20 protein-coding genes are annotated in these 15,752 nt (G+C 44.4%); 14 read left to right on the top strand and 6 right to left on the bottom strand.

What is annotated here, in order from left to right; genetic code table 11:
* The first annotated feature begins 67 nt into the window (after positions 1 to 67).
* From yjbM to KNQ14_RS03745, 3 genes are read left to right on the top strand one after another with little or no spacing between them, the layout of a single operon-like run.
* Entirely contained in the window at positions 68 to 712 is a 645-nt protein-coding gene (gene yjbM, locus KNQ14_RS03735) for a GTP diphosphokinase (RefSeq protein ID WP_035396676.1), read from the top strand.
* Positions 713 to 722: 10 nt separating this feature from the next.
* Entirely contained in the window at positions 723 to 1,526 is an 804-nt protein-coding gene (locus tag KNQ14_RS03740; protein ID WP_023468882.1) for an NAD kinase, read from the top strand.
* An 18-nt stretch (positions 1,527 to 1,544) separates the two neighbouring features.
* Positions 1,545 to 2,432: an RluA family pseudouridine synthase gene (locus KNQ14_RS03745; protein ID WP_214859670.1), complete on the top strand. Its 888-nt coding sequence runs from the start codon at positions 1,545 to 1,547 to the stop codon at positions 2,430 to 2,432.
* Positions 2,433 to 2,482: 50 nt separating this feature from the next.
* On the opposite strand, the gene KNQ14_RS03750 is transcribed toward KNQ14_RS03745, so the two are convergent.
* Positions 2,483 to 3,652 (bottom strand): FtsW/RodA/SpoVE family cell cycle protein, encoded by a 1,170-nt coding sequence (locus KNQ14_RS03750; RefSeq protein ID WP_029342211.1) that lies wholly within the window; start codon positions 3,650 to 3,652, stop codon positions 2,483 to 2,485.
* Between the two features lie 144 nt (positions 3,653 to 3,796).
* Here KNQ14_RS03750 and fabI point away from each other — a divergent pair, with 144 nt between their 5' ends.
* Together fabI and KNQ14_RS03760 are read left to right on the top strand one after the other, a co-directional pair.
* Entirely contained in the window at positions 3,797 to 4,570 is a 774-nt protein-coding gene (fabI, locus tag KNQ14_RS03755; protein WP_029342212.1) for an enoyl-ACP reductase FabI, read from the top strand.
* Positions 4,571 to 4,680: 110 nt separating this feature from the next.
* A complete protein-coding gene (locus tag KNQ14_RS03760) occupies positions 4,681 to 4,899 on the top strand; it encodes a hypothetical protein (protein ID WP_023468878.1) in 219 nt (72 codons plus the stop codon).
* 4 nt (positions 4,900 to 4,903) lie between these two features.
* On the opposite strand, the gene KNQ14_RS03765 is transcribed toward KNQ14_RS03760, so the two are convergent.
* A complete protein-coding gene (locus KNQ14_RS03765; RefSeq protein ID WP_023468877.1) occupies positions 4,904 to 5,416 on the bottom strand; it encodes a YjcG family protein in 513 nt (170 codons plus the stop codon).
* Between the two features lie 145 nt (positions 5,417 to 5,561).
* Between KNQ14_RS03765 and KNQ14_RS03770 the strand changes: the two genes are divergently transcribed.
* The 3 genes from KNQ14_RS03770 to KNQ14_RS03780 are packed head-to-tail and all read left to right on the top strand — an operon-like array spanning position 5,562 to position 7,221.
* Positions 5,562 to 6,104 (top strand): phosphatidylglycerophosphatase A family protein, encoded by a 543-nt coding sequence (locus tag KNQ14_RS03770; protein ID WP_034786059.1) that lies wholly within the window; start codon positions 5,562 to 5,564, stop codon positions 6,102 to 6,104.
* The gene (locus KNQ14_RS03775; protein ID WP_214859672.1) at positions 6,104 to 6,724 is read left to right on the top strand and encodes a phosphatase PAP2 family protein; all 621 of its coding nucleotides are present in this window, start codon (positions 6,104 to 6,106) and stop codon (positions 6,722 to 6,724) included. The genes KNQ14_RS03770 and KNQ14_RS03775 overlap by 1 nt, the downstream gene beginning before the upstream one ends.
* The gene (locus KNQ14_RS03780) at positions 6,724 to 7,221 is read left to right on the top strand and encodes a hypothetical protein (protein WP_214859674.1); all 498 of its coding nucleotides are present in this window, start codon (positions 6,724 to 6,726) and stop codon (positions 7,219 to 7,221) included. Before KNQ14_RS03775 ends, KNQ14_RS03780 begins: the two co-directional genes overlap by 1 nt.
* 55 nt (positions 7,222 to 7,276) lie before the next feature.
* Here the strand turns inward: KNQ14_RS03780 and KNQ14_RS03785 are convergent, their stop codons facing one another.
* The 4 genes from KNQ14_RS03785 to KNQ14_RS03800 all read right to left on the bottom strand — a co-directional run bounded on the left by KNQ14_RS03785 (position 7,277) and on the right by KNQ14_RS03800 (position 11,162).
* Positions 7,277 to 8,152 (bottom strand): DegV family protein, encoded by an 876-nt coding sequence (locus tag KNQ14_RS03785; RefSeq protein ID WP_214805206.1) that lies wholly within the window; start codon positions 8,150 to 8,152, stop codon positions 7,277 to 7,279.
* A gap of 65 nt (positions 8,153 to 8,217) precedes the next feature.
* The gene (gene brnQ / locus KNQ14_RS03790) at positions 8,218 to 9,543 is read right to left on the bottom strand and encodes a branched-chain amino acid transport system II carrier protein (protein ID WP_214858069.1); all 1,326 of its coding nucleotides are present in this window, start codon (positions 9,541 to 9,543) and stop codon (positions 8,218 to 8,220) included.
* A 346-nt stretch (positions 9,544 to 9,889) separates the two neighbouring features.
* Positions 9,890 to 10,183 (bottom strand): hypothetical protein, encoded by a 294-nt coding sequence (locus KNQ14_RS03795; RefSeq protein ID WP_050677561.1) that lies wholly within the window; start codon positions 10,181 to 10,183, stop codon positions 9,890 to 9,892.
* 247 nt (positions 10,184 to 10,430) lie between these two features.
* On the bottom strand, positions 10,431 to 11,162 hold the full coding sequence (locus KNQ14_RS03800) for a hypothetical protein (RefSeq protein ID WP_050677560.1): 732 nt from the start codon (positions 11,160 to 11,162) through the stop codon (positions 10,431 to 10,433).
* 132 nt (positions 11,163 to 11,294) lie between these two features.
* Between KNQ14_RS03800 and KNQ14_RS03805 the strand changes: the two genes are divergently transcribed.
* From KNQ14_RS03805 to nadE, 6 genes are all read left to right on the top strand, one after another.
* Complete coding sequence (locus KNQ14_RS03805; protein WP_214859676.1) at positions 11,295 to 11,852, top strand: GNAT family N-acetyltransferase; 558 nt, start codon at positions 11,295 to 11,297, stop codon at positions 11,850 to 11,852.
* 8 nt (positions 11,853 to 11,860) lie between these two features.
* The gene (locus KNQ14_RS03810) at positions 11,861 to 12,574 is read left to right on the top strand and encodes an alpha/beta fold hydrolase (RefSeq protein WP_214858068.1); all 714 of its coding nucleotides are present in this window, start codon (positions 11,861 to 11,863) and stop codon (positions 12,572 to 12,574) included.
* Positions 12,575 to 12,660: 86 nt separating this feature from the next.
* Positions 12,661 to 13,752 carry a conserved virulence factor C family protein gene (locus KNQ14_RS03815; protein ID WP_214723676.1) on the top strand — a complete coding sequence of 364 codons (1,092 nt, stop codon included), beginning with the start codon at positions 12,661 to 12,663 and terminating at the stop codon, positions 13,750 to 13,752.
* Positions 13,753 to 14,112: 360 nt separating this feature from the next.
* The gene (locus tag KNQ14_RS03820; RefSeq protein WP_023468866.1) at positions 14,113 to 14,325 is read left to right on the top strand and encodes a hypothetical protein; all 213 of its coding nucleotides are present in this window, start codon (positions 14,113 to 14,115) and stop codon (positions 14,323 to 14,325) included.
* 80 nt (positions 14,326 to 14,405) lie between these two features.
* Positions 14,406 to 14,852: a BsuPI-related putative proteinase inhibitor gene (locus tag KNQ14_RS03825; RefSeq protein WP_149427640.1), complete on the top strand. Its 447-nt coding sequence runs from the start codon at positions 14,406 to 14,408 to the stop codon at positions 14,850 to 14,852.
* A 33-nt stretch (positions 14,853 to 14,885) separates the two neighbouring features.
* On the top strand, positions 14,886 to 15,704 hold the full coding sequence (nadE, locus tag KNQ14_RS03830) for an ammonia-dependent NAD(+) synthetase (RefSeq protein ID WP_149427639.1): 819 nt from the start codon (positions 14,886 to 14,888) through the stop codon (positions 15,702 to 15,704).
* Positions 15,705 to 15,752: the final 48 nt, after the last annotated feature.

Raw genomic sequence — 15,752 nt, forward strand, 5'->3', positions numbered from 1 at the left:
ATAACATGAATGAGGTAGGAACAGGCAGTGAACCAATACTATTCGATTAAAAGTGGTGACAAATCAGATGACAAAAGAAAATTGGGATTTATTTCTTGCACCGTATCAAATCGCGGTCGATGAGTTGAAAGTTAAGCTAAAAGCGATTCGTAAACAATTTCAGCAACGGGGAGAACATTCACCGATTGAATTTGTCACAGGACGGGTCAAACCTGTAAAGAGCATTCTTCAAAAAGCGGAACGAAAAGCAATTGCGCGTGAGTCATTAGAACAAGACATGCAGGATATCGCCGGATTACGTATCATGTGTCAATTCGTCGATGATATCATTCATGTCCTTGAGCTGCTGCGCTCGCGCGGAGATTTTAAAATCGTCGAAGAACGGAACTACATTACGCAAAAAAAGGATAGTGGCTATCGATCGTATCACGTCATCATTGCCTATCCGGTACAGACGATCGAAGGTGAAGTTCCGACGTTAGTCGAGATTCAAATTCGAACGCTTGCGATGAACTTCTGGGCAACGATTGAACACTCGTTGAATTATAAGTACCAAGGAAATATTCCAGAAGAGACGCGTGAGCGTCTGCGTCGTGCAGCAGAGGCAGCATTTTTGCTTGATGCGGAGATGAGCCAGCTGAAAGTAGAAATCCAAGATGCACAACTCGTCTTTCAACGCGACGCTAAGGCGTCTGAACGATTAAAAGAGTAGGGGGATGACCATGCGTTTTGCAATCACGGCTCGTGATGATGAGCGATCTCATGCGCTGAAACAGCAACTCGAGCAGGCATTGACGGATCGGGGATGTATTCTTGATGTCAGCCAGCCGGAAATCGTCGTCTCGATTGGTGGAGACGGAACGATGTTACAGGCGTTTCATTCGTATCTCGATCAAGTAGAGACAATTACGCTTGTTGGGATTCATACGGGACATCTTGGTTTTTATGCGGATTGGCGCCCTGAAGAAATGGATGAACTGATTGATCATATCGCGAAGCAGGATTTAGCGACGGTTCAATACCCGTTGCTTGAACTCTCGATTGATTATGCGGACGGTTCACACAACCAACTGCTTGCCTTGAATGAATGTACGATTAAAAGTTTTAATCAGACGCTCGTTTGCGATTTATCGATTCGAGGCGACTACTTCGAAACATTTCGAGGGGACGGGTTGTGTGTATCAACACCGTCTGGTTCGACAGCGTACAATAAGGCACTCGGCGGAGCGATCGTTCACCCGGCGCTCGAAGCAATTCAAATTACAGAGATGGCTTCCATCAACAATCGTGTTTACCGGACGATCGGCTCACCGATGTTGTTACCGAAACATCATGATGTCGAAATTCGTCCCGTCAATCCGATTGATTTTCAGATGACCTATGACCACTATGCTTCAATCATTCATCAAAACGTGACATCGATTCGATGCCGGGTCTCTGATAAAAAAGTGAAATTTGCTCGTTTTCGTTCTTTCCCGTTCTGGCAACGGGTGCGGGAATCTTTCCTGGCAGACGAAAGACGTTAAAGTAAAGGAAATGGAAACATGAATGGATTTCAGCTACAACAGATGGTGACTGACATCGAGGATGGCTGGCGTGTCAGTCATTTTTGTACGACCCGCTTAGGGATTTCGCGAAAAATGTTAGTATCGATTAAAAATCATGGGGATATCACGCGTAATGGTCAGCATGTTAACGTCCACGACGTCTTACACGCGGGTGATCATGTCCATGTCTTCTTCCCGGAAGAGACACCAGCACCGGATATGGTGGCGACAGAAGGGGAACTTGATATTTTGTTTGAAGATGATTGGTTGCTCGTCGTCAATAAACCGCCGGGCATGGCATCGATTCCGTCTCGACTGCATCCGGAACGCTCATTATCGAACTATGTCCTTGGTTATTACCGAAAACAAGGAATTCCGTATGCAATCCATATCGTTAATCGGCTCGATCGTGATACGAGTGGTCTTGTCTTGTTCGCGAAACATGGGCTTGCCCATCACCGGATGAGTCTCATGCAACGATCCAATGAATTAGAACGACATTATTTAGCGTATGCACCGGGAAACGTACCGGTACAAACAATTGATCAACCGATTGGTCAAACCGATCATTCCTTCATGGAACGGATGGTACGACCAGATGGTCAACGAGCCATTACGCATATCTTAAATAGCCGTCTAGTTCGAGCCTTTGACCAAGAAATCTCATTACTCGATATCCGACTAGAGACAGGTCGGACACACCAAATTCGTGTCCATCTTGCTTTTCTTGGGCATCCTTTGATTGGCGATACGATGTATCAAGGGAACCCGTTACTTCCGCGTCAGGCGCTTCATAGTGCGTCAGCAACGTTCCTTCATCCTGCGACGGGAGAACAGGTTCGTTTTGAAGCACCACTTCCTGAGGATCTTCGATTGGAAGGATAAAGTACACAAATAAAAGGCAATGGACTTGGTCCACTGCCTTTTATTTGTGTTTAGTCTTCATCAAACATGGAAATCCGAGATTGAGAGGCGATTGCCATGATCAATCCTAGACCGACGAGGTTTACGATCATCGTTGATCCACCATAACTGATGAACGGTAGGGGAAGACCTGTGATCGGTAAGACACCAATCGTCATCCCGATGTTTTGGAAAATTTGGAACGTAAACATCGCGACGTATCCTGTCACGATATAGGTACCAAATGGATCAGCTGTCTCGAGAGCAATCTGAATCAAGCGATAGACGAACAGGAACAAGACGATCAAGACGATGGCAGCCCCGATGAAACCGTAGTGAGAGGCAATCGTCGTAAAGATGAAGTCTGTATGCAATTCCGGAACGAACACTTGCAGTTTCCCGTATCCAACGCCGAACATTTGCCCTGAACCTGTCGCGTTGATTGCTTGGACGAGCTGGTACGACAGATCATCCGCATATTCGAACGGTTGCAACCAAGCCATGATCCGGTTCATCGCGTGACCTGGGAAAAAGGTTGCGAGTAAATCATTTTGGAAAAAGAACAGGTAAAAGAAGATGATGACGGCTCCTGCGAACAGACCGAACATCGTCAAAAGCCATTTCCAGTTTAGTCCGGATAACAACATCGCACATGCTAAGATGACGCATAGAATCAAACCGATCCCTAAATCGGGCTGAATGATGATAAGACCGAGCGGCAAGGCTGTAACCGCGACTAACTTGATAAGTAACAAGAGATCTCTTTCATGTTGAACATAACGCGCATTGTGCTCGGTAATGACGGCAGCGAGCGTAACGATCAAAAAGAACTTCATGAACTCAGCCGGTTGAACCGTACCGATAACGGGGAACTGATACCAACCGTATGCCCCTTTGATTTCAGTGACGATTGGTGTACCACGGAAAATGACAAGACCGATCAATGATACGATACCTGCTCCATATAAAAACCAGTGGAATCGCTTCAACTGTTCATAATCGATGAAAATGACGACCGATAACGCCATGAAGCCGATGACGTACCATTGAATTTGTTTGGCAGAGAAGTTGATGGCACTGATCGCACCTTTAAGCGAAGGTTGTGCTGTATAGATGGCGATAATACTGATGACCATCAGACAGGCGAGTAAAAAAAGCAACGTATGATCATAACGTTGTGTAAATGATTTGAATCGATTCATTTCATCCCTACTTTCTATCATTCTCTATATTACCGTAATTTATCAAATCCGCAATATCAAGAGCGATGGTTGACAGAAGCGTTACGTTTTTGTAACCTGAAGATAGGTTTTATTACCAGGTACTAATTTAAGGGGGACTTTATCATGAATATTTATCCTTCACTCGAAGGCAAGACGTACGTCGTCATGGGCGTCATCAACCAACGTTCGATTGCATGGGGCATCGCACGTGCGCTCGACGCTGCTGGAGCAAGCCTGGCATTTACATATGTCGGGGAGCGTTTTAAGGCACCACTTGAAAAATTAGGACAAGAATTATCACGTCCAGCTTCTTATTATACGTGTGATGTTACAAGTGATGAAGAAATCGAACAGGTCTTCCAAACGATTCATGCGGACCACGGGAAGATTTCAGGGATTGCTCACTCGATCGCATTCGCGGATAAAGAAGCGCTTCGTGGTGAATTTTCTGGGGTAACGCGTGAACAGTTCGCGCAAGCACTTGATATTTCAGCTTACAGCTTAACAGCAGTCGTCAAAGCGGCGAAAGATTTCTTTACGGAAGATGCATCCGTCATCACGTTGACGTACCTCGGTGGTGAGAAGATGGTTCCGAACTACAACGTCATGGGTGTTGCGAAAGCCGCATTAGATGCAAGCGTTCGTTATCTCGCTGCTGAATACGGTCAGCAAGGCGTTCGTGTCAATGCGATCTCAGCTGGTCCAATTCGGACAGTATCCGCAAAAGGTGTCGGCGATTTCAATTCGATTCTTGATAGCATCGAAGAACGTGCGCCACTTCATCGTAACGTGACGACAGAACAAATTGGTCAAAGTGGACTGTTCTTGCTTTCACAAATGTCGAGTGGGGTGACAGGAGAAATCCTTCACGTCGATAGTGGATTCCACATTCTTTAAAAGATAACAGATTGAACCAAGCTTTCCTGAGAAGGGGGCTTGGTTTTTTTTGTGCTGGATCGGGGAAGTGTCAAATATGAACATGTTGAAGGAGAGAGGAAGTGCAGAGGATGAACGCAATCGATTTTACAGTCGTACAATATGTCAATCGTCAAGTACGTGTCGATCCACAGCTAAAGACTGAACCAGTCGCTCGAGTTCAACCGATACGCCCAACTGACCCTTACCGCGAACACGAAGCGGACGACTTTTTAGAAGAACAGGCAAATGCATACGGTGTATTACCAGAACTAAAACTTCCCGGTCGAAGCTTCGACCGGGAAGTTTAATCATTCATTGACCTGTGAAGCGGAATGTCTCATAGACACTCCAAGCACCGTTCTCCAGTTCATACAATAAAGCCATTTTCGTGACGTCCTCTTGGAAACGGATATCTTCCATCTTGAGACGTTCTAGTACATCGAACAGTTCGACATCCGACAGTTCTTGACCGATTGTGATGTGTGGCAAGAAATCGTATTTCGGCTTATGTTCGAGTGGTCCTGTATGCAAAGCGCGATGTAATTGTTCTAACTCATCCGTCGGCATTACTTTAAGGAACAAGACATTGTTCGTCGGATGGAACGAACGAGCTCCTTGGATGTGCAAATTGACAGGCTTCGTTTCGGACGCGATTCGATTCAACTCCGTCACGATGTGGTCTAATTCTGTCTCATCGACTTCCATCCGCTCCCGTAGCGTGATATGAGGTGTGATCAGTGCATACTTCGAGTCATATCTCTTTCGGTATGAATTTGCAAAATCTTGAACGCGTTTCGATGGAAACAATACAACCCCGATGTTCATCGAAAATCCCCTACTTTCCCCTGAAATGATAACGCTTTACAAAATAATCATGACGGATTCTGGCGTCGATGTCAAAGAAGTTTGAGAGGAGGTTCAGAATACGTGTATACTAATGAAGTACTTTGTTGGAGAGGTGGATATAGTCATGAAGAAAACACATTCAAAAGAGGTCAAACAGGCAGCTATCGATAAGTTACATGAACGAGGGGTGACGATTCATGCAATCGCTGAGATCGTTTACCAAATGCAGGCCCCCTACACGGTGGATCTGACAATTGAAACATGTGTCAGTTCAGTAGAACGTGTTCTTGAAAAACGTGAATTACAACATGCGATTCTCGTCGGAGCAGAACTAGACATCTTGGCGGAAAAAGGGTTATTATCAGAACCCCTCCTGTCCATCATCCAAAGCGATGAAGGGCTATTTGGCGTAGATGAGACGATTGCGATTGGTGCCGTCAACACGTATGGTTCGATTGCGGTTACGACGTTCGGCTATTTGGATAAAGCAAAGGTCGGTATTATCAAAGAACTCGATACGAAGCTTGGGGACGGAAAAGTCAACACGTTCATGGATGATATCGTCGCGGCCATCGCAGCAAATGCATCCGGACGACTAGCGCATCGTTTGCGAGATAAGGAAGACTATTCAGCAGAAGAATTAGAAGAACGTAAGGGAACATACTGATGCGGGGTGCAAGAGCGGCGTGGATAGGTGCATCCATTGCTGTCGTCTTATTCGTGATCATCGCTGTCTCCATTCGGACAACAGGCTATTTTTTATTTGATGCTCAATTATCGTCATATATGTCGCAACACGTCCCAGGGGATTACGTTTCTTGGTTCACTCAACTCGGATCAGGTCCAGGGGCGATGACGATGACGGTCTTACTTGGAATACTGAGTTATGTTTTGTGGCGAGATCGCATTGCAAGTATTTGGTATGTGTTCATGGCAGTATCAGTAGGTGGATTGAATCAAGTCGTTAAATTCGCCTTTGTCCGAGAGCGCCCCTCATTAAATGAACTGGTTGGTGGTGTAGGATACAGTTTTCCGAGTGGTCACTCAGCGATGGCTTTTGCCGTCTATGCCGGATTTCTCGTCGTTGCGTTTCGTCATTTGAAAACAGGTGGGAAGGTACTTGTATCGATCGTGACGATTGGATTATTCCTCGCCATGGGAGCTTCTCGAATCATTTTAAACGTTCACTATTTCTCAGATGTCATCGGTGGATATTGTTTTGCCGCGATTCTTTTATGTAGCTCCTATGCATTCATCGTCTCCCGTAGAAAAAAAGGAGTGGCTTGATGTTACTGTTAGATGTTGATCATAGTTTATTATTTGATGAAGAGACGATGCGCTCCATCGACAAGCCGACGTTGCTTGTCGAGCGAGTCGCTGGGCGACCTCGTTTCATGACGATGCGAGCGCATCTTAGATTAAAACGGTTAGTGTCAATTAACGGTGTTGTTCCGGTGACGAAACGAACGATGGAAGAGTACCAGCAGTTGGAACTCTTTCAAATCGATGCGCCACCGAAGTGGGCGATCATTGACGGTGGAAAGATTTTGCTTAAAGAAGGAAAAGTGGATCGTCGATATGAAAATTGGCTTCGTCAATTCAATAAGGAGACATCACTTGATTCCATCCTTGAGTATCTCATCGAAATGGAACAAGTTTCGATTGATGTATATCCTTCTGAGACGTTATCCAGAGTAATCACACTTCCACATGAGCCGATTCAACGGACGACGGACGAAGCCGTATTATTAGAAGAACTATTTCGTAAGTATGAAACGACATGAAAAAACCGGACGGTCTCAAGCAGACCGTCCGGTTTTCATCGTTTCGTGCAAGATATCAAGTTGTTGGTAAAGGAATCTCATCGAACCAGTACACACCGACCGTCTCAGCACCAGCATGTGCCAAGATGGAAGGACCAAATTGGGTAATGCGTACTTGAAGCTCCGGATGTTCTGTAGAAATCAAGCGCCGTAATTCTTCAGCAGCGGCATGAGCGAGCGTGTGACTGACATAAAGCGTCCGATCATATACACCATGAGCACTGACTTTTGATGAAATTTCACTGACCATTTCTTTAAAAGCTTTTTTGATGGAACGGACCTTTTTAAATGGGACAAGCCGTCCTTCCTCATTAAATTGAGCGATTGGTTTAATATTGAGCATGTTTGCTAATAAAAACTGACTTCCAGAGACACGTCCGCTCCGTCGCATCGTCTCCATATTTCCGATGATCAGATAAAAATGCGATTTGTGCTTGAATGTCTCAAGCGTAGACATGACTTCATCGGGACCTTTACCAGCAGCAACGAGTCGTTGTGCGATCCGGACAAGTTCTTGCTGATTCGCAGCACCTGTATACGAATCAATCGCGTATAAAGGGAAACCGACAGCTTCAGCTGCAGCGACGGAACTCGAATACGTTCCGCTCAATCCACTCGTGATATGAATCGCATACCCGTAATCATAGCCATCTTCAAGTAATTGTTCATACAAGGTCACGAAGTCACCGAATGACGGTTGAGAAGTCGTCGGTGAAGCGTGAGCATCTTCTCGCATTTTTTGATCAAGCTGTTCAATCGAGATATCGACATACTCCCGGTAAGACTCTCCGTTTAAGATGAGTAAAGTCGGTATCACATGGACTCCGATTTTTTCAGCCTCTCCTGGCTCAAAAAAAGCCATGCTGTCGGTAATCCAAGCAATCTTATCCATGTATATGACGCCTCCATTAATAGAACCATTTTGTTCATCATACCATAGCGATGAAAGCGGAATCACTAGCTAGCGCGTTTTTGTGTAATAGAAGCACTGGAAACGTGTCCAAACCATGAACTGATACCGAAGGCGATGAGTGCTGGGAATAACCATTCTAAACTTTGATCCACTAAAGGTAAAGATTGATAGAACGTTTTAAGATTTCCCGGGAAAAGCGAAAGTTGATTCAACGCACTACAGAATGAAAAGAAAATCGTTACACCAAGAGTTGATTGATAAACAACCGACTTACGACGGAACAGGTGACGCATGAATGTCAATGCGATCAAGACGATGACTATTGGATAAAGGAACATCAATACCGGAACAGCGATGGATAACAATGTCTGCAATCCGACGATGGATACCGTAAGACCAAGAGCAGTCGTGAAGATACTTGCCGCTTTTAAAGATACACGGTTGGAAATCGTCATCATATATTCTGCAAATGCGGTGACGAGACCAACTGATGTCGTCAAACATGCAAGCAAGATCGCAAGACCAAGTACAGCTAAACCGATTGAGCCGAAGGCAGTATTTGCATAATGCTGAAGAAGTGCTGGACCATCAACTTTTCCGATGGCGGCAAATGTGTTACGTCCGATCATTCCAAGTCCGACATAGACGAGAGTCAAAGCAGTGGCAGCGATGATTCCGGCACGAGTGACGACTTTAAATTGTGCTTTTCGTTCATGAACGCCTCGGCTTTTCAATGTATGCAGTACGACGACACCAAATACCAAGGCACCGAGTGCATCAAGTGTTAAGTATCCTTGAAGGAAACCTTGAATGAATGCCTGTCCAGTCGTCTCATACGCTTCGTTTGGTGAAGAGACACTCGAAAGTGGCGAAATGATGCTACTGATGCTTAATGCTGCAAGAGCAATCAGTAATAATGGTGTGATGAAACGCCCGATGATCTCAAGTAATCTTCCTGGTCGTAGTACAAGATAAAGTGTGGCAAGGAAAAAGAGACTCGATGAGATGATCAACGTCATTTGTGAGGGAGCACCAAGGAATGGTACGACTCCGAGCTCATACGTGACAACCGATGTTCGCGGAATCCCGAAAAAGGGACCGATCGCAACATAGAGTGCGAACGTCAAGGCAGCACCTACAAAACGAGGGAGTGGTGCAGCAAGTGTTTTGATGCCACCTCCGATAGAGGCAACTGCAAGTAAGCCGAGCAAAGGAAGACCGACACCCGTTACGATAAAACCAAGGATGGCAGGAAGGAACTGTGAACCCGCAAGCGCACCGAGTTCCGGTGGGAAGATCAGGTTACCCGCACCGAAAAATAAAGCAAAAATCATAAATCCTAGAGCAAATGTATCTTTTGTCTTAAACATGTGTTGTCCTCCATTCATCCTAATTTCATAAAAAAAGCCTCATCCACTAAATTTGTGGATAGGCGTCGTTTGCTCAGACGCCTTGTCGAAATGACGAAAAGGGCCTGGATCTTCATTTTCTCAAACGAGAAATGAATCTTCAGTCCCTACTCTTAATCACAATCAGTCGTTCTTGGATGAGCGTTGCGTGTGTCATGTTTAAAACCTCCTGTTTGAATTTTTCTAAGGATAACATGAAGAAATTAATAAAACAATATTTTCTGAAAATTCACCGCCGAATTTTTGAAAACAAATAACGTCTTGAGGAGAGATAAGGGTCTCTACTCAAGACGTTTTACGTTACACATCAGCTCGTTGCAATCGAGCGCGTTTTTTTGTGGCGTTTCAATTTATGGAGGAGCCAAGCGTGAACGACCTCACAGGATTGACGTGGTAACGTCAGTTCAACAAGCGATTCCTGCTGTTGCCCTTTAATGATGAAAAGTCCATTTTCTTCATCGACAGGGGCGATGGTCATTGAACTCGCTTCATTCAGCGACAATTTTACTTCACCGAGTGTCGCATCCTTTAATTTCAGGATGTTTCCATTTGTCGCAAATTTCGTGAATGAGCCAATTCCGTTCACTTTTAACTGATCCATATTGAATTCCTCCTTCTGTTGATTCCAGTACTGTCCCTATAAAAAACCGGGTCTAACTTCTATCTTGAAAAGGTTATCCTCATTATAGCGAAGTCTTCACCAGATGCTAGTCTTATTTTGTGTGAAAATTCGAAAAATTTTTTAACAATATTGTCATATGGATAGGAATACCTGTTAAGAGGGAATCATCATGTGAAATTCAAATAGAACAAAAGCATCCTTCTCTAAAAGAAAAAGATGCTAAAGGTCAATCTAACTCAAAACTCCATTTTTTCTTGCGACAAACAAGCGTTCCTCGTCGAAGGATCGATTCTTTCTCCGCTTCAAAATCTTCATGTAATACGCTCATATCTTCGTAGCGTCCTGCTACATATACAGGAATCGTGATATTTCTTGAGAAAACAGACCGTTTTGCACTTTCAAAATCAATCAATACTCCTTCTTTGAGGAGATGACGGATATGAATCATGATTTCAGCCGTTAAGGCGATCGAAGCAACGGATCGTGCGTGCTGACGAAATTTCCGTTGTACGAGATCGGAGATAAGTTGTTCTACCCTTGACCAATCCTTCAAGTAAACAGAAGCATGAAGCCCATCGTGTTCGCTAAAATAGACCAGTTCATTCTCGATCGAGTCAAGGAAAGGAAGCGGTGTCCCTCGTTTCATATGCATTAAAAATAATAATTCCGCGATTTCGACATCCGTCAATACATCGAGCGAATGGGAAGATCGAATATCAATAGCAGTCAAAGGATGACGCTGGACATCCGTTGATTGTGAAAACTGTTCGATCTCATGCGCTTCGATGTAATGAAGCATCGTTCGAAACGATTGTTTCGTCTGTTTGAAATCACTTCCTGAAATGAGTAAAGGACGTTTCAAATCGACGGCTGCAGCGAAATCAGAGAAGTGTACTCCTGACATCGTTAATCGTTGATTTTCCTCGTCCTCATATAAGTAAAGTAACGCACTCGACATACCACTTCGCTTCCTTTCCATGACTAACTACTTCATAATTTAATAGTAGCAAAACTTCGAATTGCCTGAAAGGATATTTACTTCTGAAAACGGGCATACTACATAGAGAAGCATAAAGAGAGGTGATGGAGCATGTGGGGCTTGCGAAAGCCTTTCCCGGAATTGCGGACCGAGCGCTTCATATTACGTGAGCTCGAAAACCGTGACGCACGCGAATTGTTTAAAATCCTATCGGACGATAAAGTCATGTACTATTACGGATCAGATCCACTCATGACGGTCTATGAAGCTAAAAATGTCATCAGTTACTTTAAAGAACAGTTCACGCAAGGTAAAGCGATTCGCTGGGCAATTGCTGATGCACAAACGAATCAATTGATCGGGACGATCGGTTTTCATAACTGGCTGTCTCAATACCATCGGGCTGAAATTGGTTTTGAAGTTAGTCAAGATTATTGGCAACGTGGTGTCGCTTCGGAAGCGGCAAGAGCTGTTCTGACATATGGCTTTGAAGAATTTGCTCTCCATCGAATCAGCGCCCTCGTCGCACCTGAAAACCTCGCTTCTAACGCATTGGTTCAAAAATTAGGATTCAAAGCAGAAGGATTACTAGAAGATTATGCATACAGTCATGGTCGTTTCATGGATTTGACGATGTACCGTATGCTCGCATCTGAATGGAAGGGATGAGGTAGTCAATGGAAAAACAAACACTCGTACTCCTGCATGGATTTACAGGAGGAACAGATTATTTTAATCGGGTAGAGGCAAATTTACGACATTCCTTTGATGTATTACCACTAAGTTTACCGGGGCATGAGGGACTTGATGTTGGTCCGGATACGATTGAAGGCTTTGCCGAATGGGTCATGCATGAACTTGATCGACGTGGTATCGAAAAGCCGATCATCATCGGGCATTCATTTGGTGGATATATCACAGCTGCAATCGTAGAAGGGTATGCGGATCAAATCAGTGGATACGGTCTGGTGTACTCGACAGCTAAAGCAGATGATGAACAAGCGAAACAAAAACGAAATCAAAACATCACGCGCGTTGAAGAAGTCGGTGTTAGAGAATTCGTCAATGGTCTTGTTCCATCCTTATTCGCTGAAGGGGCAGATGAGTTCGCTGTCGCTGAAGCACTTGAGATCGGGTACATGATGACGGTCGAAGGAGCTATCCGTGCGCTCTCTGCGATGCGAGATCGGCGAGATATGACGAAGGTCTTGACGAAAGCAAGCGTGAAGGGTGTCATCATTCACGGCACGAAAGATCAACTGATTTCAGAGGAAAGCGCATTTGCACCAAAGAATGATCATCTCATACATCGGTCAACAGACAGTGGACACATGGGGATGCTTGAGACACCGGATGCTTTCGTTGCAATCATCGAAGAAGCATTCAAGTAAGTTTTTGCCCTACGGTCATGTCTGTAGGGCATTTGCTTTGCATTTCAGATGAGATATCTGAAATGATAGAAGTGGAGGGGATACACATGAAAATCGTAGCGATTGAACCAACACCAAGTCCAAATAACATGAAAGTCATCGTTGATGAGGTCTTTTCGGAAAAGGGGCAGACATTCGAGCATGCCTTTGGCGCACCGGAACACATTCAGCGATTACTTGAAATACCTGGCGTTAAGTTCGTTTATCAGGTCAGTGACTTTTTATCGATCGAGCGTTATCCAAAATATGATTGGCGCTCGCTTGTCATCGATATACGACGTGCGTTCGGTGAAACGTTAAATGACGTTGAACAACACGAGACAGATGCTGAGTATGAGCCTGTCCATCTATTCGTGCAATTCATTTTAGGCGTACCGATGCAAATCAAAGGTGTGAAAGGATTAGAAGAAAAACGAGAAGGGCTGTCGGAACGTTTCCGAGAAGCAGCGCTATTCGTCCAACCATTCGTTCAAAATGTCATTAGCGATCGACGCTGGGTAGAACAAGCACCTCGATACGGTGACCTTGACGAAAGCTTGCGTGAAGTAGCGAATGAGATTGAGATTGCCTATCCAGTCGAACGTCTCGAACGTCTCAAGTCGCTCGCAGCAGGAGAAGATATTACGTTTAGCGGTCAAGCGATTCAATCATCCGATTGGAAAGAACGATTCGCGGCGCTCGATGAACTACCTGTTGAGATGGAATGGGTTCCAGCTTATGCTCGCCTGTTACAGGATGAGAAGATGCAAATTCGACGTCAAGCGATCGTAAAGCTTGGGATGTTCGAAGATCACCGTGAAGAACTGTTAGAGTATTTGACGAGTGCACTGCATGATCCGTCAGGGATCGTTCGCCGGACAGCAGGCGATACGATTTCAGATTGGGCGATGCCGGAAGCTGAACCAATGATGATGGAAGCGCTAGCGGATAAAAATAAATTAGTACGCTGGCGAGCTGCTCGCTTCCTGTTTGATGTCGGAACGGAACAATCAATTCCAAGACTGCGTGAAGCCATTCGAGACCGGGAATATGAAGTGGCTCTACAAGCCGAACTCGCATTAACTCGGATCGAAAGTGGGGAAGAAGCCCTAGGAACGGTTTGGCAGCAAATGAATCGAATGATAGATGAAAGTTCATAAGAACTTAAAAAATAATTGCTTAAAAGAATCATTCGACAAAATGAGTCACCAATTGTCTAGGTATATTTTCCCTGTTGTCTAAAAACGCTGGTAAAATAATCAAAATTATGTTGTCATCTTTTTGAAATCGAAATGAAATGTGTTGGAAATGCTTATTAAAACGCTTGCATCTAACAACTAAATCAAGCATTCCAAAATATCCCTGATGAAATTGAAATATTGTTTTGAAATGAAATGTCGAATGACAATTTTCTTCTTTTTCCTGCCCTTTGGTACAGTTAATCTACAATAACGAATTCGAATCATGTAGGTCATCTCTTGGCTGGGCATTATGAATGAGAAAAGGGGAGAATCGGGGATATGTTACTTTTCGCTGAAACAGATTTAGCAGTAGGATACAAGGAACGGACAAAAACAGGGGTATATGTAACGATCGAAACAATCGACAGTCGTACGATTACATTAGTCGCGCCAGCAAACGCGGCAGAGGATATTTGTGACGAACTGTTTGCGACAGGATTAGAGCAATTGTTTTCATTCAAGATGAATCCATCGACTTTACCTGTGGCATAAGTGGATAAACATGCGAGAGAGGAGAATCCTCTCTCGCTTTTTTTTGTGATAAAATTATTAGAGATAAAAGGAGGGATGAGATGAAACGTCTCGTTTTCATTCTGCTACTGCTTACTGTTTGTTTAGCAGGTTGCCAAGAAAAGAAACAACAGGCAACAACAACCACGAACGAACCGATTCAGATTGCAGTCAAAACGACAAAGCAGGACGACATGATGCAATTAAACATTTCTTTAACGAATCCAAATGATCACAGTGTGAACGTGACGTATCCTTCCTCACAACGTTTTCAGGCTCAATTAATTGATGCGAAACAACACGTAACGTATGATTTTGAGAAAGAGCAAGTATTCACGCAAGCGATTGAAAAGGATACGTTCACGAAACGTGAAACGAAACAGTATACAGTTGAATTACCGATCTCCTCTTTAGGTGATAGCACGGAAGTTCGCGTATCGACAATCCGTCAGTTTAAAGGAGCAAGTGCGAAACAAACGACGGACCAACAAATGATTGATTCGAAATGACGATCAACATAATGTGAAGGAGTGAAGCGATTCATGCAACAAGAAATCATCCAAGTAACAGGAGTAAAGCCTGTCATTGACCCAGCACAAGAAGTAAACGAGCGGGTATCCTTCTTGAAGGCGTATCTCAAGCATACAAGTGCAAAAGGATTCGTACTGGGCATCTCAGGGGGACAAGATTCTTCGCTCGCCGGTCGTCTGTGCCAACTGGCAGTTGAAGAGTTACGAAAAGAAGAGGGAAAAGATGTCGCATTTTATGCGGTCCGCTTGCCTTACGGGGAACAACAAGATGAAGCAGACGCACAGACAGCCTTGACGTTCATTCAACCGGATCATTCGCTACGTGTGAACATTAAACCAGCAGTCGAAGCATCGATGCAGGCGTTCAAAGAAGCGACAGGTGCAGAACTTTCCGACTTTAGTAAAGGAAATACGAAAGCGCGGGAGCGAATGAAAAGCCAGTATGATTTAGCCGCTCATTATGGCTGTTTAGTCGTTGGAACGGATCATGCAGCTGAATTCGTGACGGGATTCTACACGAAACATGGTGATGGTGCATGTGATTTGACGCCATTGACAGGACTGAATAAACGGCAAGGGAAACAACTCTTACGTTACTTGAACGCACCAGAAGTCTTGATTGAAAAAGTTCCGACAGCAGATCTTGAAGAAAATCGTCCGGCATTACCAGACGAAGTGGCACTTGGTATGACATATGAAGAAATCGATGACTACTTGGAAGGAAAGACGATTTCAGAAGCAAGTCAAGAAAAGTTAGAGACGCAGTATAAACGTGTTGGGCATAAGCATCATATGCCGGTCTCACCACTCGATGAATGGTGGAAAGCCTAATCCAAAATAAGGAGACGTGATTTCAATCGTGAAATCACGTCTTTTTTC

Origin of the sequence: Exiguobacterium sp. s161 (assembly GCF_018619045.1) — a bacterium.
Lineage (GTDB): Bacteria > Bacillota > Bacilli > Exiguobacteriales > Exiguobacteriaceae > Exiguobacterium_A > Exiguobacterium_A indicum.